Source organism: Natronoglycomyces albus (assembly GCF_016925535.1).
Classification (GTDB): Bacteria; Actinomycetota; Actinomycetes; order Mycobacteriales; family Micromonosporaceae; genus Natronoglycomyces; species Natronoglycomyces albus.
In genome coordinates, this window is sequence record NZ_CP070496.1 from 2641864 (window position 1) to 2663345 (window position 21482).

Annotated in this window: 19 protein-coding genes and 1 tRNA gene; 10 read left to right on the plus strand and 10 right to left on the minus strand. The window is 60.3% G+C overall.

Going from position 1 to position 21482, the window contains the following annotated elements; translation table 11 throughout:
• The first annotated feature begins 67 nt into the window (after nt 1-67).
• The 4 genes from JQS30_RS11245 to JQS30_RS11260 all read left to right on the plus strand — a co-directional run bounded on the left by JQS30_RS11245 (nt 68) and on the right by JQS30_RS11260 (nt 4861).
• Entirely contained in the window at nt 68-1039 is a 972-nt protein-coding gene (locus JQS30_RS11245; protein ID WP_246497884.1) for a MurR/RpiR family transcriptional regulator, read from the plus strand.
• Nucleotides 1040-1056: 17 nt separating this feature from the next.
• Nucleotides 1057-2457: an N-acetylglucosamine/diacetylchitobiose ABC transporter substrate-binding protein gene (ngcE, locus tag JQS30_RS11250; protein ID WP_213170365.1), complete on the plus strand. Its 1401-nt coding sequence runs from the start codon at nt 1057-1059 to the stop codon at nt 2455-2457.
• 557 nt (nt 2458-3014) lie between these two features.
• Nucleotides 3015-3938 (plus strand): carbohydrate ABC transporter permease, encoded by a 924-nt coding sequence (locus JQS30_RS11255; protein ID WP_213170366.1) that lies wholly within the window; start codon nt 3015-3017, stop codon nt 3936-3938.
• Nucleotides 3939-3949: 11 nt separating this feature from the next.
• Entirely contained in the window at nt 3950-4861 is a 912-nt protein-coding gene (locus JQS30_RS11260) for a carbohydrate ABC transporter permease (RefSeq protein WP_246497885.1), read from the plus strand.
• A 112-nt stretch (nt 4862-4973) separates the two neighbouring features.
• On the opposite strand, the gene wrbA is transcribed toward JQS30_RS11260, so the two are convergent.
• Nucleotides 4974-5570 carry an NAD(P)H:quinone oxidoreductase gene (gene wrbA, locus JQS30_RS11265; protein WP_213170367.1) on the minus strand — a complete coding sequence of 199 codons (597 nt, stop codon included), beginning with the start codon at nt 5568-5570 and terminating at the stop codon, nt 4974-4976.
• 216 nt (nt 5571-5786) lie between these two features.
• Between wrbA and JQS30_RS11270 the strand changes: the two genes are divergently transcribed.
• Nucleotides 5787-6746: a carbohydrate kinase family protein gene (locus JQS30_RS11270; protein ID WP_246497886.1), complete on the plus strand. Its 960-nt coding sequence runs from the start codon at nt 5787-5789 to the stop codon at nt 6744-6746.
• 110 nt (nt 6747-6856) lie between these two features.
• Here the strand turns inward: JQS30_RS11270 and JQS30_RS11275 are convergent, their stop codons facing one another.
• Entirely contained in the window at nt 6857-7090 is a 234-nt protein-coding gene (locus JQS30_RS11275; RefSeq protein ID WP_213170368.1) for a hypothetical protein, read from the minus strand.
• Between the two features lie 1157 nt (nt 7091-8247).
• Between JQS30_RS11275 and JQS30_RS11280 the strand changes: the two genes are divergently transcribed.
• Nucleotides 8248-8709 carry a hypothetical protein gene (locus tag JQS30_RS11280; RefSeq protein WP_213170369.1) on the plus strand — a complete coding sequence of 154 codons (462 nt, stop codon included), beginning with the start codon at nt 8248-8250 and terminating at the stop codon, nt 8707-8709.
• Between the two features lie 482 nt (nt 8710-9191).
• Here the strand turns inward: JQS30_RS11280 and JQS30_RS11285 are convergent, their stop codons facing one another.
• The 4 genes from JQS30_RS11285 to JQS30_RS11300 form a co-directional block, all read right to left on the minus strand.
• Nucleotides 9192-10295 (minus strand): hypothetical protein, encoded by a 1104-nt coding sequence (locus tag JQS30_RS11285; protein WP_213170370.1) that lies wholly within the window; start codon nt 10293-10295, stop codon nt 9192-9194.
• A gap of 179 nt (nt 10296-10474) precedes the next feature.
• Nucleotides 10475-11383: a glutaminyl-peptide cyclotransferase gene (locus tag JQS30_RS11290; RefSeq protein ID WP_213170371.1), complete on the minus strand. Its 909-nt coding sequence runs from the start codon at nt 11381-11383 to the stop codon at nt 10475-10477.
• A gap of 2 nt (nt 11384-11385) precedes the next feature.
• Complete coding sequence (locus JQS30_RS11295; RefSeq protein WP_213170372.1) at nt 11386-12249, minus strand: putative RNA methyltransferase; 864 nt, start codon at nt 12247-12249, stop codon at nt 11386-11388.
• On the minus strand, nt 12242-12877 hold the full coding sequence (locus JQS30_RS11300; protein WP_213170373.1) for a TetR/AcrR family transcriptional regulator: 636 nt from the start codon (nt 12875-12877) through the stop codon (nt 12242-12244). The genes JQS30_RS11295 and JQS30_RS11300 overlap by 8 nt, the downstream gene beginning before the upstream one ends.
• A gap of 268 nt (nt 12878-13145) precedes the next feature.
• Between JQS30_RS11300 and JQS30_RS11305 the strand changes: the two genes are divergently transcribed.
• On the plus strand, nt 13146-15629 hold the full coding sequence (locus JQS30_RS11305) for a beta-glucosidase family protein (protein WP_213170374.1): 2484 nt from the start codon (nt 13146-13148) through the stop codon (nt 15627-15629).
• 154 nt (nt 15630-15783) lie between these two features.
• Here JQS30_RS11305 and JQS30_RS11310 read toward each other — a convergent pair whose 3' ends face one another.
• Nucleotides 15784-16089, minus strand: a complete 306-nt coding sequence (locus JQS30_RS11310; protein WP_213170375.1) for a hypothetical protein — start codon at nt 16087-16089, stop codon at nt 15784-15786.
• A 234-nt stretch (nt 16090-16323) separates the two neighbouring features.
• Between JQS30_RS11310 and JQS30_RS11315 the strand changes: the two genes are divergently transcribed.
• Nucleotides 16324-16396: transfer RNA gene (locus JQS30_RS11315), tRNA-Asn, on the plus strand.
• Between the two features lie 115 nt (nt 16397-16511).
• Nucleotides 16512-16667: a hypothetical protein gene (locus tag JQS30_RS11320; protein ID WP_213170376.1), complete on the plus strand. Its 156-nt coding sequence runs from the start codon at nt 16512-16514 to the stop codon at nt 16665-16667.
• Between the two features lie 193 nt (nt 16668-16860).
• On the opposite strand, the gene JQS30_RS11325 is transcribed toward JQS30_RS11320, so the two are convergent.
• Complete coding sequence (locus JQS30_RS11325; protein ID WP_213170377.1) at nt 16861-17100, minus strand: hypothetical protein; 240 nt, start codon at nt 17098-17100, stop codon at nt 16861-16863.
• Nucleotides 17101-18338: 1238 nt separating this feature from the next.
• On the opposite strand from JQS30_RS11325, the gene JQS30_RS11330 reads away from it, so the two are divergent.
• A complete protein-coding gene (locus JQS30_RS11330; RefSeq protein ID WP_213170378.1) occupies nt 18339-19115 on the plus strand; it encodes an AfsR/SARP family transcriptional regulator in 777 nt (258 codons plus the stop codon).
• A gap of 586 nt (nt 19116-19701) precedes the next feature.
• Here the strand turns inward: JQS30_RS11330 and JQS30_RS11335 are convergent.
• On the minus strand, nt 19702-20565 hold the full coding sequence (locus tag JQS30_RS11335) for a ThuA domain-containing protein (RefSeq protein ID WP_213170379.1): 864 nt from the start codon (nt 20563-20565) through the stop codon (nt 19702-19704).
• 64 nt (nt 20566-20629) lie between these two features.
• Nucleotides 20630-21427, minus strand: a complete 798-nt coding sequence (locus tag JQS30_RS11340; RefSeq protein ID WP_213170380.1) for an ABC transporter permease — start codon at nt 21425-21427, stop codon at nt 20630-20632.
• Nucleotides 21428-21482 lie beyond the last annotated feature (55 nt).

Consider the following 21482-nt stretch of genomic DNA (forward strand, 5'->3'; position numbering starts at 1 on the left):
AGTTATTGACTTGAATCACTCGAAGATAATAGTTTTTTCAACAACGATCCTTGAAAGGACAGTGTGCATGGCCAAACGCGCGTTCGCTCCTACTGACATGCCGGGTTCCGGCATGGAAGGCACGACGTCGCAAAGTGAGCCAGACACACGTGGTGTGCTGGAAAGAATACGGCAACAGTCTTCCCGCCTTTCGGAGGCGTTGTCCAAGGTCGCCCAACAAGTTTTGGCCGACCCCGACAGAGCCGCCAGAGCCACGATCATGGACCTGGCCGACCGTTCGGGCACCTCTCCGGGCACCATCACTCGGTTCTGCCGCCACCTGGGGTACGACGGATACGCGGATTTGCGCGTGGCCCTAGCCACCGAATCCGGTCGCGCCGCAGCATCCCAGTCCGAGTCCAACTGGGATGTCAACATCGGGCGCGAGATCTCCCCCAACGACTCGCTCGACGATGTGTTGAAACAAATTATCGCCGTTGACGTCGCCATGTTGCGCGATACGGCGCAAACGTTGGATCTAGGCGAGGTCGAACACGTCGCCGAAGCAGTCAACACGGCCAAACGGGTCGATGTCTACGGCATCGGCAACAGCGCCTTCGTCGCCCGCGAACTGCACACCGGTTTCTATCGCACCGGAGTGACCACATGGCTATGGACCGAGGTCCACGAGGCGCTGGCCAGCGCCGCCCTACTTAGCAAGGGTGATGTGGCCATCGCCGTGTCCCACTCGGGCACCACCTCGGAGACGATCGAGATGCTCACCGAAGCGGGCAGTCGAGGCGCTTTGACTGTCGCGATCACCTCCTATCCCGATTCCCCCATCACCGAGGTCGCCGACGTCGTACTGACCTCGGCGGTGCGCCGCACTGGTTTTCGCGCCGACCTGCTGGCCGCCCGCCATGCCCAGTTGCTGGTCGTGGACCTCATCTACATCGCCGTGGCGCAGCGGCGATTTCCGCAGACCGTTGAAGCCTTTGCCTCTAGGGCCCGCGCTGTCGTGGGCCACCGCCCCCAACCTCGACCACTCGACCCATCTTGAACTCGAGGAGGAGTTCCATGAAGAAGAAACTGTCCACAGCTGACTTGGTGACACGTCGCCGCCTCCTCGGCACCGCGGCCGCCGGTGCCGCCGCAGTGCCGTTGGCCGCTTGCGCCACTAGTGGCACTGATGACGAACAAGAAGAAGTGACCATTGGCGATGACCCGGACAATCCCTTTGGGGTAGACCCGGATCAGCCACTTGATGTGGTGATCTTCGACGGTGGTTTCGGCGAGGACTACGCCATTGCCCACCAGGAGATTTACAACGACAAGTTCCCCAATGCCGAGATAACCCACTTGGCGACGCAGGCGATCGCCGAGACCCAACAGCCCCGTTTCGCTCAAGGCGACCCGGCCGATGTCATCGACAACTCGGGCGCGCAGCAGATTCCCATGGACTCTCTGATCAACGACGGCGAGCTCTCCGAGCTGTCGGTTCTGTTGGACGCCCCCTCCTATGACGACCCGAATGTCTCCGTGCGTGACACGCTGCGGCCAGGAGTGCTCGAAGCCGGAACGTATAACGGCAACTTGTACTCGCTCAACTACATCTACTCGGCCTGGACGTTGTGGTACGACGGCAAGCTGTTCCGCGAAAAGGGCTGGGACGAGCCGCAGAGCTGGGAAGAGATGATGGCGCTGTGCGTCGACATCAAGGACGAGGGCATCGCTCCATGGACCTACGCGGGGCAACACCCGGTGTACTTGTACGACATGTTCATGATTTTGGCTGGTAAGCACGGTGGGGTCGATGTCATCAAGGACATCGACAACTTGGAGCCCGAGGCGTGGCGCAATGACTCGGTCGTCGCGGCGGCGGAGGCCATGTACTCCCTGTATGAGCAAGAGTTCATTCTGCCGGGTACCCCTGGTGCTGACCACACGCAGTCACAAACGTCGTTCAACAACAACGAAGCGGCGTTCATCCCCTGCGGTTCCTGGCTTCCCAATGAGCAAAGGGCGATCGCCCCGGATGACTTCGAGTATGTTCCGGTGGGTGTGTTCCCACTGGAGGGCAGCGTGCAGCCGGGGCTGATCTCAGCCGGTGGCGAGGAACCGTTCATCGTCCCGTCGAAGGCGTCGAACAAGGCGGGCGCGTTTGAGTACTTGCGCATGATGCTGTCGCAGGCGGGCGCACAGGCGTTCGGAGACGCGGTGCAGGCCGCGACCGTGGTCGAGGGCGTCGAAGTGGACAACTTGGCCGCACAACTGACCTCGGAGCTCGTCGCCAACCCCGACGACCTCTTCCAGCCGCAATTTCGGTTCTGGTATTCACGGATGAACGATGAGGTTCGGTCAGGACTGGGTGCGCTCATGTCGGGTGACAACAACCCAGACGAGTTCATCGAGCGCATGCAGAACATCGCCGACGAGACTGCCGATGACGACAGCATCGAACACTTCACTCATGACTAGGCACGTGTGCCTAGTCATGAGTGAAGTGTTGGCAGAGCACGCGCGATTGTTGGGTGAAGCTTGAGCCCAGGACCCATGACTAGGGTTTTCGGGACGGGTCGGCCTCGCGTAGGCACACCCCGGCACGAACCTGAGTCGGGCACCTGTCATCCCTGTCTTGAGTTCGAGCCGATCCCGATCGTTTCTGCTACAGGAACGGTGTAGCCCGATCCCCACTTGGGGTGCATTCGGCCTGCGGCCCCAGTTGGCCGGTGGCCGGGCGCGTCCCTCCACTGGCGGCCTGGTCGAGTGTCACGTGCAGCCACTCGATCGGGCCGCCCACTTTCGGTCGATGATGGTCTCGGGTCTTCCCCCTAGGCCCGTACGGATAGTCCGGTGACAGTGACTGGGCCAGCGGCCCGAGTGACGACGTGCCGAACCGGAGTACCCCTTTGGAGGCGAAAGTGCGAATTCAAGGCCGCATTAGGTGGCGTTTACGCAGTTCAACAGACTTGCGCAGGCGGTGCTTTTGCGGACGATGCCGACGTTACAGCGACTTATCCTTCTAAGAGACGGCTATGAACCACGGTAAATACCCATTCATTCTGAGCTTCCTGGCGATTCCGGTGGCGCTGTACGTCTGGCTGGTGATTATTCCCTTCGCCCAGGCGTTCCAGATCTCGTTCACCGACTGGAGCGGCTCCACCTCGGAGTTCAACTACATTGGCTTCGACAACTACGTCAACTTGTTCAAAGATGAGCAGTTGGTCATGCCCGCCATCCGCCATACCGCCATCATCCTGGTCGTTTTGCCCCTGGTGACGATTGTGCTGGGGCTGTTCTTCGCGTTCATGCTGAATGTGGGAGGCAAGTCGCGGCAGGGCCGTATCTCCGGCGTGGCTGGGGCCCGGTTTCACAAGGTCGTCTACTTCTTTCCCCAGGTGCTGTCAGTCGCCATCATCGGTATCTTGTTCCAACAGGTCTACGCGCCAGAGACGTTCGGCGGCCTGTTGACCAGTACCTTGTCAGCGGTGGGTCTTCCCGCCCCGCCCAACGGTTTCCTGGCGGACAAGAACTTCGTGCTGCTAAGCGTCATTTCGGTTCTGGTGTGGAGTGCCGTCGGTTTCTACCTGGTGTTCTTTTCCTCAGCGATGGCCTCGATCCCGCAAGATCTGTACGAAGCGGCCATCCTCGATGGTGCTAGCCGAATTCAGACCTTTTTCAAGATAACGCTGCCGCTGCTGTGGGAGTCGGTGCAAACGGCCTGGATTTACTTGAGCATCATCGCGTTGGACGTGTTCGTGCTCGTCTACATCATGACGCCGGAGAGAGGTGGGCCCGATGGGGCCTCCGAAGTCGTCGGCGGGGTCATTTGGAAGTACGCGTTCAACCACGGCGAGCAGGCGTTCGCCTCCGCTCTCGGTGTGGTGTTGTTCTTCGCGGCCCTGTCTTTGGCCGTCATCGCGCTGCGTGTGGGCCGTCGTGAACGAATCGAATATTGAGGAGCGCATTCGTGGCACAAGATATCGCTGACAACCGCGACACGGCGGCTAAGAAGACACCTCGGCCCGCTCGAAGCAAGCGGGATTCGCCCGAGAGCGGCTTCTTCGTCAACTTGCTGTCTCACAGCTTTTTGTGGCTGTGGGGAATCATGGTCATCGTCCCCGTGGTGTGGATCGTCATCTCCTCGTTCAAGACTCCACGAGAGATTGCCACCGACCCGTTGGGACTGCCCGCCGTTCCGCAGATCCAGAACTATCTCAACGCCTGGACAAACGGCAATATCGGGCAGTACTTCCTCAACACCTTCCAGGTGATGGCCTTTTCGATCACCGGCACGATGCTGCTGGGCGCGATGGTGGCCTATGTGATCGCGCGCTATGAGTTCCCCGGCAACCGGCTGCTTTACTTCTTTTTCGCCGGAGGCATGATGTTTCCGGTGTTTCTGGCGCTATTTCCACTGTTCAAGACGCTGGAGAATGTCGGACTGCTCAATACCAAGACCGGTTTGGCCTTGGTGTACATAGCCTATTCGCTGCCGTTTACGGTGTTTTTCCTGACGGCGTTCTTCCGCACCCTTCCGCACAGTATCGCTGAGGCGGCCATGATCGACGGGGCCGGACACTACCGCCTGTTCTTCCAAGTCATGCTGCCCATGGCGCGACCTGGGTTGGTGGCCATCACCATTTTCAACATCATCGGGCAATGGAATCAGTTCCTCTTGCCGCTGGTGTTGATGAGCCGCAACCCCGATGACGCGATGATTTCGCAGGGTTTGGCGAACTTGGCGATGCGCCAAGGCTATGAGGGTGATCCCGGTGCGCTCTTCGCTGGCACTGTCTTGGCCATGATCCCGGTGTTTATCGCCTATGTGATCTTCCAACGCCAGATCCAGGCTGGTTTGACCGCCGGAGCGGTCAAGTAAGGGCCACCGCCCAGGTGACGTCAGTGGCGTGGCCCCGATTCCGCGCAGGGAATGGGGCCACGCCACTTCTTTTGTCACTCGCCCACGCATGGCGCTGGGGAGCCGTTGGTGGTTAGGCGGAGATCTTGTCGGCGATCTCCAACATCCGCCGGGTTTGGAACGCCATGCCTTCCAGGGTCTTTTCGTCGGTTCCCTCGCCATTGCCCGTCGAGCTGGTTCCGTAGGGGTTACCCACTTCTGGGGCAAACTGAATGGGATCGGCGTAGCCGGGGGCCACGATGATGGAGCCCCAGTGGTAGAACGTGTTGTTCAACGCCAGGATGGTGCTTTCCTGACCGCCGTGGCTGGTGGCCGTGGAGGTGAAGGAAGAGGCGACCTTGTTGATGAGTTTACCGGCCTGCCAGAGGGGGCCAGTCTGGTCGATGAATTGCTTGAGCTGCGCGGAGGGCAGACCATAGCGGGTGGGCGTTCCCAGCAGGATCGCGTCGGCCCATTCCAGGTCGTCCAGGGTCGCCTCGGGGACGTCGGCAGTGGCTTGTAGGTGAGCAGCCCATGCGTCGTTGGAATTGATCGCCTCTGGGGGAGCCAGCTCGGCCACTTTGCGCAAGCGGACTTCGGCTCCGACAGATTCGGCCGTCTTGGCTGCCTGTGAGGCCAAGGCGTGGACATTGCCGGTTTGGGAATAGTAAACGATCGCTAGTTTCGACACTGTGATCTCCTTGTTGGTTCAAACGTGGACGTATCACGAAACTGTTCGACCCAAGGGTGCGAACCCCTCAGGTGGAACGGCTCGAGAAATTGGCTTTGGATGGCGATGTCGAACCAAGCGCCCGGTCGCGATGCTGGCGGCGACCTGATGCGAACCGCACCACCACATATTAGTTCGAATTGAAACTAAACGACAAACGTTGAACGGAGAAACGTCGTGGATCAGGGGCTTGAGGCGACATCGGTGCTGGTAGCGGGCGGTGTGGGTGTGGACACAATCGTGCGAGTACCCGAGCTGACGATCGGTCATGGCGACAGCCAAGCGGTCCAGCCAATCAGAGATTTCGTCGCCCATACCGGCAACGGCGTCGCCCTGGGACTACACAACTTGGGCGTGGCGACCACGTTGGTCGACTTTGTGGGCGAAGACGAGCAAGGCAGGATGGTTCTGGATCATTACCATCGCTGGGGGCTGGACTTTCGCCACCTGCCCGCCCCAGAGGGCACACCCAGGTCCGTAAACCTCGTCGACGACCTAGGTCGACGCTACTCCTTTTACGACGGCCGCCACCCCGAGAACCTGCGCCTACCCGGTCACCTCTATCGCCCACTACTACAGACGCACGCCCATGTACACGTCTCCATCACGAACGTGACCCGCGATCTACTCACCGACGCGCTAGATTCCTCCGCGACCATCTCCACGGACTTGCACTCTTGGGACGGAGTCAGCGACCATCATCGCCGGTGGGCCTACGCCGCCGACATCGTGTTTGTGTCGACCGAAAGGCTGGGGGGATATCGGGCCCCCATCATGCGCGACATCCTCAGGCGCGGCCGGGCCCAAGTCGTGATCGCCATGGCTGGCTCCAGTGGATGTTTCGTCCTCGAACACGGCCACAACAACCCGACACATTACCCCGCAGTGGTCCCCCGGCAAGACCTCAAACACATCGCGGACTGGATCGACTGGCTGGCCGTGGATTCCAATGGGGCCGGGGATGCCTTTGTCAGCGGCTTTCTGTGGGAATACCTCTACAGTGGCCACTTGCAGCGGGCCGTGACCGCCGGGCGCATCTGTGGGGCGTTCGCGTGCCGCAAAGCGGGCACACACTCGGAGTTCATCTCCGAGGACCTTCTGACTGCCAGCACCAATGCGCTGGCAGCACCTTCGTAAGGATCGATTGACATCCACCAGAGGGCGAACCGAGTCACCCACGTAGGGGCTATGGCCCGTGGGTCACCTACGCCGCTGCCCGAGAAAGTCGGCAGGTGCGGCAGGGTTGGTTACTCCTGCGAGTCCGACGGAGGGGCCCAGTACATGCCTTTGGCCTCGCTGGCGGGGTCGCGCCCAAAGTCAATGGTCCAACCCTCTCGGTCATCAGGCGGTCCATAACCGGCTTCGCGCAGCCGCTTTTCAACTGCCGCCACGTCGTAGGTTTCCTCGAAAGTCTTCATAAGCGCTGCGGCCAGATCGCTGGGAACCACTACCGGGTGTCCATACTCGCTGATAGTTACCACTCCCTAGAGGTCATCCGGTTACTGATCGCGGGTGAATTTTACTATCGCGGCCCGGCCCTTATCTGAGAAACGATCAGAATTAAGCAAGTGGGCGGCTGAGATGAGGCGCCAGCGCACTCCAGGAGGTTCCGCGCGTCGAGGGGTAACGATACGGGCCGTGCGACCGGGCCGTGCGATTGCGTGGTGACCAGCACTGTCGGTGCCGGACGGCGTCCTCTACGTACCGACAGTGATCAATGGAGTCAACGAGTCTTTTCATCCTGCCGCTTCGGTGGCTCCCGAGTTCACAGACGTGGCGCGATCAAGGCTGGTAGTTCACGAAAGTGCTGCGCTGCAAGGAGAGCGCCGAGTAGACAAGCGGTAGCTGAGACACCGTTGACCAGTACGTTCTCCAGATTAAAAAGGCTCAACGTTATTGTTCGCCTTACCCGGCCCGATCGGGTGGCAAGCGGAACGCGATTGAGGTTGCTAGAGCCTAATCAGCAGACCCTGATGAAGATGGTGCTTCGTATAGGCGAAACGCATGCCGGCATTGCAGCTGGCGTTGCTCTCTCCGTGCCACCGTGGTCCGGCGGACCTGAAACCATCGGTCTACTTGCCGCCTCGACTAAAGGCTTGTGTGGTCAACCACGACGCAAAGGCCCTTTAGTCATCGTCGATGATAGTCTCATCGCTCGTGAGCGCTTAGACACTGATAAGTCCTACTATTCAGGCAAGCACCGCCGCCAAGGCATGAATCTACGGGGCATCACCAACACCCGAGGCAACTTGCTGTGGATATTAGGGGGCGCTACCTGGACCAGTTCATGACCCACGCGCCGCTGGCATCTGGCAGTAATCCCACGAGCTAGACCAAGCGAAAGCGTATGTTTTACGGATAAGAGCTACCAGGAGCTAGATGGTGACAATATCGCCACGGCGTGGATAGGGTCCGACAAACCCCAATACAACGAGGCTTATGCAAAAGTGCAAATTCAAGGCCGCAAGAGGCGAAGTTTACGCAGGTAAACGAGCCGACGAGAACGCTGAAAGTGCCTTTTGCATAGGCCTCAACGTCCTCAACCAACACAAACAAAAGCTACGATGAGAGAACGTCATGATATCCATAAAGGACTTTGTTTCGCACGTAGTGACGGGAATTGCCCTATAATAGATACATGAAAAGCCAACTTCTCAAACTCTCATCTGCCCTCGTCTTGGGATCGCTGGTCACCTCTTGCACAGGAACTGGTGGGGACGACTCCCCTTCTACAGAGGGTGGTGAGGTTTACGTGAAAGGAATTCCACGCCTTGAACAAGTTAGTGAACGTCCGAGCGTGCAAGAGCCGAGCAGTCTCAATTTGCAGTATACGGTACACGCAGGGGAGCTCGAATGGTTCATGTGGGGGCCGGACACAGCGATGGCTACAGGTCAAATCACGGGAAAGTGGTGCATTCCAGAGTGTCATGATAGCCCATATGAAGCGACAATTATTCTGTGCGACGTCCAGGATAATCACTTTAAGAGATATTCAATTCAAGGCGACTTCCAATGGAATTCTGGCACTAATGACCTCGAAGGTTTGATTAATATTTCAGATCGCGCCCAAGAACATGGGTGTGCTAGTCCCCAGGCTTAGGTTCACCTCAAACATTCAAGGGGGCTGGAGCAAGAATTCTTTCTCCAGCCCCCGCTCGGTGAAGGAGGCGAAAACCAAGAAACGACAGAATCGGTTCATGTCGGCCATATCTTGTCTCGTCGCTTAGAGGTTTCTAGTTTGTTTCTCATTTGATGTGAGTGCCGATAAACTGCACACGGGGATCTGTGAGGAATGCCCGACCATCAGAGAACGAGACCAAGCCGATCATTGGCGCGAGGCCATCATCCGACACACCGCCGCTTTGGCACCCCAGGTTATCGACCAGACCGAGCCATGAGCCAACGCGCCACACAGCCCGGCTGGCACTACGGCTCGTTTCTCAACGGGGCCAGTTATTTCTTCGAACGTCAAGCCGCTCGATAGTCTGCGCGCTAACGACAGCTCGTGGCGTGACACTATCGCGCATGAGTCGGGGGGCTGGAGACCGCTTAAGCGGCTTCCGGCCCCCGAAATGCACGGTTCTAGTTCTCAAGGCGTTCTTCGGGCTCGATGCCCTCGTAACGAGGCCAGGCGCGAGACGAACGCGGTTCGATACCGCTAGTGGGCTGCACAGTGACCACGATGAGAGCCGCCACCGCCGCGGCGACCAGCGGGACGCCCGACCACATGTGTGCGGCGGCCCATTCTCCCGCTTGCAGACGCCCCACAATGAAAAAACCCAGCCACGTGGCGAAGGCCCAGCCTGCGGCGAAGATGATCAAGTCGCGACGGCGGCTCAAATGCGGGCGCACGAACCAGGCCAGCCCGTCGGCCAGCACTCCGCTGAGGAGAAACAGCAACACCATGCCCTTGTTGTCAAACCCGGCCACGGCTCCCACCATGAGGGCAGGGCCGAAGAACAACAGAGTGAAGGTGCCCAGTGGCGTTTGCCAGCGCCGACCCACAAATAGCAGCAGGGTCACGATCAGGACGGTGGTCAGAACGATCGAGGCCAGCAGCGCGACTGTATGCGGGCCGAAGGCCCCGGTGGCGTCGGGTCGCAGCAACTCCACCGTGGCGGGGCCATGGTAGAGGAACGCTATGCCGAAGCTAAGCAGAAGCGTCACGACCGCGAGTACGGCGGAGAGGCTACCCAGGGCGGGCAGGAAATCCAGCGGGCGTGGGGCACTGCCGGTCTCCAGACGGGGCATAGCGGCGAGCCACGGCGCACTGGCCATGAGTATCAAGGTAATCGCGACAGCCAGCTGCGCGGGGCTCATGAGGACCTCGGGGCCGATTTCGACGCCGAAGGTGCCGTGCCAGATGAGGTTGACGAGCCCGGCGATGAGGAACAGGGGCACTGCGGCCACGAGAGGGCCGTATCCGAGCGCGATGGCGGCCAGCCCGGAGCGCCCGGAGCGAATCTGTTGGTAGAGGAGAAGTCCGACCCAGGCGGCTAGGGCGAGCAGGCCGGTATAGAAGATCAGCTGCCAGCTGTTGGCCCCGTCGCCGCGCCCAGTGGCGTGGGACCAGACGGAGACTATGAGCCCACCGATCAGCCAGGTGGATGCGAGCGCGGTGATCGCGTCTTGGTTCCAGCTGGTGACAGGGCGCGGATGACGAGAGGTGTAAAGCAGTTGTTTCATGCGGGCCAGGATTCTATCGAGAGGCGTGTGTGAGGAGTCGTTGGTGTGCGTCCTCACATGCGGGGATGTGGACATGTCTCACATCATTGCAGGTGCCTGCCACTTATGCGCAAAGCCCCAGCCCCGCGCGGTCTCGATGCGAGCTGGTTTCGACCCGGATTCCAGCGGCGCCGCGATTGTCACCGCCGTGGCAGTTCCGCGGCTCCGTCCTCGGGGTCGAGTTCGTGCTCTGGCAAGAAGCGCACCTTGTAGATCGTCGGCCAGCGTTTACCGGTGAGCAGGAACGTGTTGTCGTTGGCCACGTGGGTTATGCCATTGAGGACGTCGTCGGGCCCTAGTTGTTCGCGTTCGTCCTCGTCCAATAGTTCCGAGGCGTCGACGACGGATCGGACTACGCCTTCGTCGGGGTCGATTCCGATGATGTTGTCGGTCTTCCACACGTTGGCCCATACCCTGCCGTTGACATAGGCGAGGTCGTTGATGTCGTGTTGTTCGAGGCCAGCGCGGGTGATGGTCTGTGTTCCCAGAAGCCCGAACGTCTGGGGGTCGCGGAAGGTGAGCGTGGAGGTGCCGTCGCTCATGATGAGGCGGTAACTATCCCGGTCAAGGCACAGCCCCCAGCCTTCTCCGGAGTAGGTTGCCACGTCGAGCACTTCGAGTGTCTCGGCATCGCGCTTGTAGGCGATCCCCTCTTTCCAGGTCAACTGCCAGACGATGTTGTCGACCACGGCGATACCTTCGCCGAATACACGCTCGGGAAGACGGTCGATGCGCAGGATTTCTCCGGTGTAGGCATCGACAATGCGCATGGTGGACTCACCGTATAGACCAGTGCTTTCGTATAGCGTGCCCTGGTGGAATTCCAGGCCTTGTGTGAAGGCCTCTTCGTCGTGGGGGAAGGTGTCGAGGATTTCCACGCCCAGGCTTTCGGGCAACGGATTGGTCCGGCTGACCCGACTTTCACCGGGGATGGCTAGGGCCAGCGCGCCGATGGCGGGGACGGTGAGAAATCGGCGTCGGGTCCAGATTGCCGCAACGCCCTTGGCTTCGCCGTCGTTGGCGCCCGGCAGTACAAAACGGTCTGACAAGGCTACGTCTTCCAGATCGAAACGGTCACTGCCACGGTTATCTTCCAGGGCTCGCTGTGCCTGTTCAGTTGCGAGCGCAGTTTGCCTATGTCGAGGTGGCGGGCACTGGGGCCCATCAGCACTAGAGATTCAATATACGCCAGTGGCCAGGTTGCCCAATAGTCAATGGTCTCCGTGTTGAGGCGGTGAAACCATTGGCCGAGCGATTTTTCGACTCGGCTTTCTTTATCGAGGTCAACGGTCAGCATGTCGAGGCGTTCGACCAGTTGGTGCAAGTGATGCGGTTGCGGAGTGACGACGACTAGATGGCCTTCGGGGTGGAGGATGCGGGCGATTTCGGCGCCGTTGCGGGGAGCGAAGACGTTGAGGACGCAGGCGGCGGAGCCGGTGCGTAGGGGTAGGTGGTCCCAGGCGTCGGCGAGAACCGCCGCAATGCGCGGGTGGGCTCTGGCTGCTCGACGTAGAGCGTATTTGCTGGTGTCGAGGCCAATGCCCAGACGGGTCTGGTTTGAGTCGGGCTCGGAAGAGTCCAGCTGTTCCTCCAGCGTCGCGGCAAGATAGTAGCCGGTACCGCATCCGGGTTCGACCACGCAGCCGGGCGCGGTAGTGCGGCTGGCGGTGGCGACAGCTTCCCGCAACTGCTCGTAGGCTCCCGTGGCCAGGAACGACTCTCGCGCGGCCACTTGGTCGGCGGTATCACCGGTGGTGGTGTTGCCTCGGCCCGTCAGCAGCGGGGCATATCCTTGTTTGGCTAGGTCAAAGCTATGGCCATCCGCGCAGCTGAGTCGCCGCTCTCGCAGGGCCAGGGGCGCCCGACAGTGTGGGCACCACAGCGAGGCCACCGCGTCGGGGGGAAAGTTAGACATAGTCGCTCGCTGTCTCGTCCCAACCCGGATCGATCAAGCGTAGGAACTGGCGCACCAGGTCCTCCATGTCGAGGGCTTGATCATCGTGTAGCCACTGGTATTGCAAGCCGTCGAACACCGCGACAATGAGCGTGGCGGCAGCGTCAGGGTCGAGGCCCGATGGCAAGCGTTGGCCATACACGTCGCGCAGGTGCTGGGCCATGGTCTGCCGCGAGAGGCGATATCGGCTCCGAAAGTACTCACCAGCCGGGTGGTCGCGTGTCACCGATTCGCCCAGGAGCACCGAGAACAACCTCACCAGTTCTGGGCGCTGGGTGTTCACGGCCACCAGCAACGGCAATCGTTCAACAGTCCACAGTGGCCCTGGTATCGCGTCAGGGGTCGAACCATCGGCCTCGCCTCCATTGTCGACCTCGTCGCGCCACTGCAACACCGCGATCAGGAGGTCTTCACGGGTCGGGAAATAGTGGAGCAGTCCCTGCTGGGTCAACCCCACCTTCTCACTGACCGCCCCCAGCGACATGCCCCTAAAGCCTCGTTCGGTGATGACCTCCAGCGCGGCGCGAACTATCTGAGCGCGTCTCCGCTGCCCCCGCGCGCCATGTTGCGCCGTCATTGGTGTGGCCATGTGCGACCCCTTCCCTCTTTGCGCCCGGGCCGCCCCTGGAGGAATGCCCGCGACGACCTTACGCCACAGCACCGCATCTCCAGCCAGGAGATTCCAGTGCGAGCACGCCTGAGAATCGCCGTCTTTGACCCCACCCAAGCACACAGTGCGAGATTATTTGATCACAATCAAATAACATCCCCTACCAGGTATCAGGTAATAGTGTCACACTGGCCACAAGTACACCCATTGACATGCAATAACTCTCATCCGTGAGGACGTGAGCGCCATGAGCCGCACTTGGTCGACCCCACCAGACCGCCCCCACTACGACGACGTCATCGAAACCGCACTGGGAAAACTCGACCTGGATCGCAAATGCGCCCTCTTGGGCGGAGCGGACATGTGGCGGCTACCCGCCATGCCCGACATCGGCCTCAAAGCCATCACCATGTCCGATGGCCCCATCGGCGTACGCGGCCGTCACTGGAGCGCCACCAGCCCCTCCATCGCCCTCCCCAGCTCAACGGCCATGGCAGCCACCTTCAGCCCCGACCTGATCGCCGAACTAGGGCACCTGCTCGCCCAAGAAGCCCACCGCAAAGGCGTCCACGTCCTGCTAGCCCCCACGGTCAACCTGCACCGCTCTCCCCTAGGCGGCCGCCACTTCGAAAACTTCTCCGAAGACCCCTACCTGACCGGAACGATCGGCGCGGCCTTCGTAGCCGGAGTGCAACAAGGCGGCATCGCCACCACCATGAAGCACTTCGTCGCCAATGACTCCGAAACCGACCGGCTCACCGTCAACAACGTCATCTCCGAGCGTGCCCTGCGCGAACTGTACGTACAACCGTTCGCCATGATCATCGACCAAGCCCGGCCCTGGGGCGCGATGGCCGCCTACAACTCGATCAACGGCACCACCGCCACCGAAAACGGGCCACTCCAAAACGACCTACTACGTGATGAACTGGGATTTGACGGCTTTATCGTCTCCGACTGGGGAGCCGCCCGCAACACCTCCCGAGCACTCCAAGGCGGACTCGACATAGCCATGCCCGGCCCCCGCACCGTATTCGGACCCCAGCTGGCCCAAGCCGTACGCGACGGCGACGTCAACGAAAAAGACGTCGACCGCGCCGTCAGCCGCGTACTGCTCCTAGCCGCACGAACCGGGGCGTTGGCCGGAGCTGATCCGGCCGTAGCCCCCAGCCAACGACCCCGCGTCCACAACCCCATCCCCCTGGCCCGCGAAGCCGCCCGCCGCTCAATGGTTCTGGCCCAAAACCGCCCCGCCCTCGGAGAACGCGAAGCGGTATTGCCCCTGTATCCCTACGGACTGGGAACCCTCGCCGTCAGCGGCTTGGCCGCCCGCGACGCCCGCATCCTCGGCGGAGGTTCGGCCACCGTGTTCCCCGAAAACGTCATCTCCCCCCTACAGGGCCTACGCAACGCCCTAGGCAGTGACCGAGTGACCTTCGATATCGGAGCCGATCCCAACGAACAAATCCTCCCCGCCAGCAATGGATTTCAGCTGCGTGCACAAGTCATCCACAAAGACGGCACCACCACCGAAGCCGAACCACTGGTAGACGGAGCCGTGCACTGGATGGGAGAGACTGCCACCGGCATCGACCTAGCCACCGTTGACCGAGCAATGATTATTGGCACCTACACGGCCAACGAAACCGGGCCCCACACCTTCGGCACTAGAGGGGCTGGCTGGTATCGCCTCACCGTCGACCACACAGTGCTCTTCGAAGGCGTACACATCCCCGCCTCCGCTGACCCACTTGAAATGTTCACCGGTCAACCCGCCGAACACGGTGCCATCGAACTGCAAGCAGGCGAACAGGTCAGCGTGTCACTAGAACACCGCCCCATCGAAGCGGCAAGCGAATACCTACCTTCGATCATCTTCGCGCTGATGCACCGACCACCCGAACACGACGCCGAGGCACTCATAGCCGCCGCAGCGTCCTCCGCCGCCAAAGCCGGGGCCGCCCTCGTGGTCGTGGCCACCACCGAACAGGTCGAAAGCGAAGGCTACGACCGCACATCGCTGGCACTACCGGGCCGCCAAGACGACCTAGTCCGGGCCGTGGCAAAAGCCAACCCGCGCACCATAGTCGTGGTCAACACAGGATCCCCAGTCGAAATGCCCTGGCGCAACGAGGTGGCCGCCGTCCTGCTCAGTTGGTTCCCCGGCCAAGAGGCTGGCAACGCGCTTGCCGATGTGCTGTTGGGCGCGGAGGAGCCCGGAGGGCGACTCCCCACGACCTGGCCAGCCACACTGGCCGACGCGCCAGTGCGCAACACCACGCCGGTAGACGGTGACCTGCTCTACGACGAAGACGTCTTCGTCGGATATCGGGCCTGGAAAAAACCGGGCAAACCCGAACCGGCTTACTGGTTCGGCCACGGCCTCGGCTACACCACCTGGGAATACGATTCGATCTCATACCAGCATGGGCGGGCCATCGTTCGCGTCACCAACACGGGAAACCGCAGCGGCCGCGAAATAGTGCAGGTCTATGTCTCCCCCACCGCACGAACCCGCGAATCTGTTCCCGGCGGCATCGAGCGCCTACGTTTGGCGGGTTTTGCCTCGGTGGTGGCACAACCAAAGGAAACCGTCGAAGTGGCGATCGACATTCCCGCCCGCGCATGGCAAATCTTCGACCACGGTTGGCGCACGGTCGAGGGAACCTGGATGGTCACGGCTGGACGCTCCGCTGGCGATCTGCGAATTGGCGTCGACGCTTTTATCTAAACCGCGTATACACAGCACAATGCCGGTGGCCCCGCGGGGCCACCGGCATTGCCTCGTTTCGTGCCGCGGGCGCGGTGTCGCGGCCAAACGCGGCGCCAGTTACCGGCGTGGGGTTTATGAGCGAAAGATCCCGCCACGGCGCAAAAGCACTCGATTACTTGCGGGCCTCTTCGGCTTTCAACTCCTCGTCGATCTCTTCCTTCAGATCGTCAATCTCCGAAGCGAAGCGAGCCGACAGCTCCTCCACCTTCGCACCGAACTTGGTGTCCTTCAACTTGTCTTGGGCGGCCGAAACCGCTTTGTCACAGCCAGCCTTCACCGACTTGGTGGCCGACTGGATACGTTCGTCCTCCCTGAGGCGGCAGGCCATCGAAGCCAGCTGCTCGTAACGCTCGCGACCGGCCTTGGCTCCCAAAACATAGCCAACCGCAAGTCCAGCAACGAAATACCACTTACGCATAGTCTGTCCCTCCTCGGCGGTAATCCTCTTCATTGTGCCCTGTGAGTCAAACTCGGGGGCTCCAACCTGGAAACGAAGTCGCCCACTCACCCCGGAGATGCCGCTGGTGACCAGTGCCCGCCAATACTGCTCCCCCCGTGAAAACCCAAGGCCGACAGTACTGTAATCTTGTCTCCGGTTCCACAGACAGACTCTTCGGAGGAAGTTTGCGAAACCTCTCCTTAAGGGATGTAATCCCCGATAGCTCAATTGGCAGAGCAGCCGGCTGTTAACCGGCAGGTTGTTGGTTCGAGTCCAACTCGGGGAGCAAACTGAGAAGCCCTCTGCACAGGCACTGCGCCTGGACAGGGGGCTTAGTTTTTGTCTCATGTTCTCCTGGCCGAACCCAGTGGCCCACCAAAGAGCCCAGTACAGCCGGGACGATGGCCATCACCCCGAACCTGGGACTGTCCGACGTGACCTGTCCTAGCCAATTCCGCGACTCCGGTGGCGTTGGCCAGGCCGCCCGCAAAGGCCTCCCCGTTGCTGCCAAACACCGCTGGTCCAACCTGATGGAGATACAGCACCACCAGGGATGAGGCGGGCGTATGCACTCTGGCGGACAGCAGCGCTGGGCTGACACCCAGTTACCTTCGCCGCAGGTATGGCACGAAGTAAGGCGACCTATTCGATCGCCCGAACTAAAAGTGGGGTGCCAGTGCGTCACCTGGCACCGTGTGGGCGGTCGGGCGTCCGGGGGAACCGGGCACGAAAAGACCAATCCGGATAGGGTCAGTCCTCTAGTGGCTCATCCCCAAGCAAGTCGTTGATCGTGTGGACGTTCTCCAACACCCGACGTTCATCGCCACGCAGGGCGCAATCTTCGGCGTAGTCACACAAACGCGTGTACGACAAATTGGTGCTGGCAATCAACATATTGCGCAGTGCGCGCAATTCGTCCTCGCTCATTGACGAAGCGGTGGACATGTCAATGGATTCGCTGGCCGGACGTGGTTTAAGTCGCTTGGCCATAGCGCCATCCTCCTTGCGGGTTTCGGGTCTGGGCTCGACGGTTGCCGACCAGAACCACTCATTTCCAAGTTAGTGCCTGGGGCCGACAGCTCTGAGAATTTCGTTCCCGGGCGGACATATGTGACTGTCGACATCTTGCCACCAATACCGCCCTGGGGCAGCAATTGAGTCGACAAGCTGACGAACCAGTCCTTCAATGCAGGGTGTTGAATAGGGCTTGAGCTGCTGTTTTACAAACCGGACGATGGTATGACAGCCAGCCCTTCGAGCGTGACCGGCATCCGGGCCATCGACAACCTGAAAACGGCCAGAAATACTGGTCGTTCGCTGCCCGCACCCCTTCGTTACGGTGAGACGACGTTGATCGCCGCACCGCGTCCGTGCCGTGACCGACACGATCATGGGGCCGTGCATACGCCACGTTCATTCACATTCCGGCGGATGTCCGCGAAGCGTCTGGTTGCCATTCCCCGAAGGCTAGTCGCTTACCTTTCGTAACCACGTCGAGCACAATCTCACCCGGCGCGTCGACGGACAAGAGTGCCCACATTCGGGCCAACTACGTCTCGCAAGAACCAAACATAGCCCCCTTCCCCGAGGGATTAGTGACGCCCCTCACTAGTGAACGCTACGACTGGTGGGGCCAGAGGGCTAGAGAACTGTCTGGAACGCGACCGCAGTGAGTATCAGTGCCAACCCCTTCGACCCCGAAGCTCCGCGAGCGCTGCCCCAGCGGCCCAGGTGGTGAATCTGATGCGGTGTGGCCATTAGACGCGCGCGCCAGGCTGTCGGCTCCCTGAGCGCGATCTCAGCCGCGTCAACGCCGGGAAGGGCCTTGGCCTCGACGTGGATCAACCGAAGCGAGCAAGCGTCGGCCCGGGGCCGGCCCTAACCTGTTCGGTCCGTATTTCTCCCACGCGAGGCCTAGGGCCGAATGGCTTTCTGCGCGCCGCGATGTAGCTGCCGGTCATGCCAGAGGCCGGGCAACTGATGCCAGAGACCGCTTCGGCTCGATCCCCATCACCTACATTCTCGTTTCATTAGTATAGATTCTCATCCAAATACTTCGATGAAACAAGATCACGCATTCCGACTTAATACACAAAACCACTTCGGCAAATTTTGTACCCGATCGGCGTCGTGATTTATCGCAGATAATCGTTTACTCTGGCCATAGCCACGCATGACTGAAGCGAACTTTTATTTCCCCCACCCCTGACTACGAGGTGCTGTCGAGCATGCGAATTCAATTGTGTGGGCCAGTGACGATATGCGGAGACGGGGCACCGCTTTCCCCCACCGGCCGAAAACAACGCGGGATCTTGGCGCTATTGGCGGTCAATAGCGGACAAACCGTCTCTACTGAAACCATGATCAATTGCTGCTGGGACAATCCACCTAGCTCCGCCCGAGCTAATGTTCGGTCTTATGTTGCATCTTTGCGGCGCGATCTTGAATCTGCGTCACACGGGTCATCAAAGCTTTTCAGTTTCAACAACCGTTGCGGCAGCTATCGGCTTTCGCTCGGATCAAACGATGTTGACATAACCGAAATATCCCGCCTCGTCAACGCGGCGAAATCATGTCTGGAAACCCAGCCCGAGACGGCTGTGTCCTACTGCCTAAAAGCCAAGAGAATCTGGCATGGCGATCCGGGCAACGACCTTCCCAACACCTCGTGGTTTGCCATCCATACCATGAATTTGCAGGAACTTCGCCAACGCGGCGATAAGATACTCTCCACCGCACACCTCCTGAGCGGACATCCCTACCATGCCTTGCCCATCCTGCGAAACCTACTGGGTCAAGCTCCCCAACATCCTCAATATCAACTACTTTTGGCAGCTGCGCACTATCTCAATAAACAAACCCCCGAAGCTCTCCACGTCATCCGCTGCGCGCGCGAATCCTTCAATGAGATGGGGCTCGACCTACCCAATGATGTGAACGAACTATTGCAGGCAATACTCAATTCGGATACCGAATTGGTATTGCAGCGCATCAAAGCCAACTGATCTACAGTAATGCATTCGCCCGACCCGATCTAGGCAAGCTGGGATTCGTAGCACCCCAGGCGGTGGGCGAACGACGTCGAAAGACGCTGGCTGAACAACGGCAGCATACCTGCCAGGCGTGGGCATGGAGCGTGCCTTTAAGAATGCCGCATTTCCTGTCTCGAAATCACCGCCGACATGCCTCATTGCATCCGAGATGGGCCCGGCTACCGGACCAAGGCCGCGGCGACTTCAAAGGCAGTCCTGGTTAATTATGACCAGCCCAAGCCACAAATTAGGTAGCGTATCGACAACAACGGCTAAGCACACAATGGGCTGACGAATATCTCGAAACTGCGGCCGGAAACAGATGCGCCCAGCCGACCGGATTTTACTCTCCCGCCCCACATTCCCTCTGCTACCGCCTAGGACATGGCGGGCTGGAGGAAGGGTGGCTACAACTACTAGCCCCACTTCGATGAGGGGACCAACAGCGTTGACCTAAGCCTAATTGGGCCACAGACCTGTGCGATGTTTCCCATTAGCGGTAGCTCCCACCCCAAGCTCAGAGTTCAAGGACGTCCCGCGCGTGCTTACCGATTCTGCCTCACGTGCGCTTCGGTTGGCCCTCAGCGGAGGCCGGTCGCCGCGTGGCCTGCTCTGAACGCGCCACCGCGATTATTCCGCCGGTCGCGACCGCTCCCACCAGCAGTATGAATGCAGCCGTGTAGGGCCAGTGGGGGGCCGCCGCCGTCGAATCTTGGCGTAGCCCAGCGTCGTTTCCAGCCGCCCACCAGGTGGCCTGTCGCAAGAACTTCCCGAACTCCCGTTCGCCCCAGGTGCCATAGGCCCCACCCAGGGAGGTGTAAAAGGATCGCCCATGCCCTAGTTGCTGTTGCCAAGCCACGGGATGCCCCGAGTCCACAGAGGCCACGATAGTCGCGCCCATCTGTTCTGGGTCGCGGTCGAAGGTCAGCCAGTGATCCGATGGCTCCCAGTCATCGCCCATTCCACGCGCGGCCAAGTGCTCCGTGGCAAAGGTGACCTCTTTGCTTGTTTCAGCCCTATCGGCATCGGTCGCCACGGCTCCGATCAGCTCGTGAAAGTAGGGCCATTCGGTCTCGGTGCTGGCGGCCGAACCGACCCCCACAAAGCCTCCGCCTTGGCGCATATAGTCCTCTAGCGCCTGCCGCTGCCCCTGGTCAAGAATCCGGCCCAGGGTGTGCAGGAAGACAACCACGTCGGTGTTGGCCAGCGTATGAGCATTGACATCGCTGGGGTCGCCCTTGGTGTAGTCCATCCCCCAGCGCCGCAACTCCATCCCATAGCGTTCCAGCGCATAGTCAATCACGATCTGGCGCTCATCACTATTGTGAGAATTGGTGACGATGAGAACCTGCGGCTTCGGCTCTTGGGCAACTACGGGAGCGGGGGCGAAGGCCAGCAGGCACACGAAAATCACGCTGGTCACTCGCGTTCCCCACCAAAACCGGGTGTGAGTCAATCGCCGCACGGCACCAACTTAGAGCACCACCTCAGCTGTACATTTTCCGGGTGATGCGCCGCTGCGCCACATAGAGGCCGACGAAGCCGATGACGAGCAGGTACAACACGTTCACCAGCAGCCATGGGCTCAACATCCCCAGGCTAATGCCGCGCACAACCTCGATTCCGTGGTACAGCGGCAGCGCGTACACGACTCCCTGCAAAATGGCCGGGTAGTCCTCCACCGGCACGAACGTGCCGCTGAAAAGGAACATGGAGAACACCAGCGCGGCCATCCAGTCAAAGTCGGGCCAGCCTCGAAACAGGGTCGCGAGCACGAAACCCACGCCGATAAACGCCCAGGCCACTACCAAACAAGCTGGAATCGCCAAGATTGCCCACCATGAGGTGATGAGGCCGAACGCGGCCATGGTGAGCACAAACATGACGATGTAAATACTGCCGCGCACCATCGCCCACATCGCCTCGCCCAACGCGATGTCCCACGGACGCAACGGCGTGTTGAAAATGCCGTCGTAGACCTTCATCCACTTGAGTTTGGCGAAGATATTGATTGACGTCTCAAAGATGACACCCATCATGGCCGAGGTGGCCAGGATGGCGGGCGCGACGAACGCGACGTAGTCCAGTTCTCTTCCATCGGGCAACTCGATGGTGCCGACCAGGGAACCGACTCCAAAGCCGAAGGCCAACAACATGAGAACCGCTTCCAGCCCGCCGGTGACGACGAGAATCCAGTGACGGCTCATCGCCCGATAGTTGCGGTAGGTCATCGACCCAGCGCGTTCCAGGCTGCGACGGTCATACGAATAAGCAATGGCGGACATGATTCTCCACAGGCATACGCCCGGCACGGTTTGGGGCCCTCAGGGCAGGAACAAG

Coding starts and splice junctions, on each gene's coding strand:
- JQS30_RS11245 (WP_246497884.1), top strand. CDS start 68: ATGGCCAAACGCGCGTTCGCTCCTACTGACATGCCGGGTTCCGGCATG.
- ngcE (WP_213170365.1), top strand. CDS start 1,057: ATGAAGAAGAAACTGTCCACAGCTGACTTGGTGACACGTCGCCGCCTC.
- JQS30_RS11255 (WP_213170366.1), top strand. CDS start 3,015: ATGAACCACGGTAAATACCCATTCATTCTGAGCTTCCTGGCGATTCCG.
- JQS30_RS11280 (WP_213170369.1), top strand. CDS start 8,248: ATGAAAAGCCAACTTCTCAAACTCTCATCTGCCCTCGTCTTGGGATCG.
- JQS30_RS11285 (WP_213170370.1), bottom strand. CDS start 10,295: ATGAAACAACTGCTTTACACCTCTCGTCATCCGCGCCCTGTCACCAGC.
- JQS30_RS11295 (WP_213170372.1), bottom strand. CDS start 12,249: ATGTCTAACTTTCCCCCCGACGCGGTGGCCTCGCTGTGGTGCCCACAC.
- JQS30_RS11300 (WP_213170373.1), bottom strand. CDS start 12,877: ATGGCCACACCAATGACGGCGCAACATGGCGCGCGGGGGCAGCGGAGA.
- JQS30_RS11305 (WP_213170374.1), top strand. CDS start 13,146: ATGAGCCGCACTTGGTCGACCCCACCAGACCGCCCCCACTACGACGAC.
- JQS30_RS11310 (WP_213170375.1), bottom strand. CDS start 16,089: ATGCGTAAGTGGTATTTCGTTGCTGGACTTGCGGTTGGCTATGTTTTG.
- JQS30_RS11320 (WP_213170376.1), top strand. CDS start 16,512: ATGGCCATCACCCCGAACCTGGGACTGTCCGACGTGACCTGTCCTAGC.
- JQS30_RS11325 (WP_213170377.1), bottom strand. CDS start 17,100: ATGGCCAAGCGACTTAAACCACGTCCGGCCAGCGAATCCATTGACATG.
- JQS30_RS11330 (WP_213170378.1), top strand. CDS start 18,339: ATGCGAATTCAATTGTGTGGGCCAGTGACGATATGCGGAGACGGGGCA.
- JQS30_RS11340 (WP_213170380.1), bottom strand. CDS start 21,427: ATGTCCGCCATTGCTTATTCGTATGACCGTCGCAGCCTGGAACGCGCT.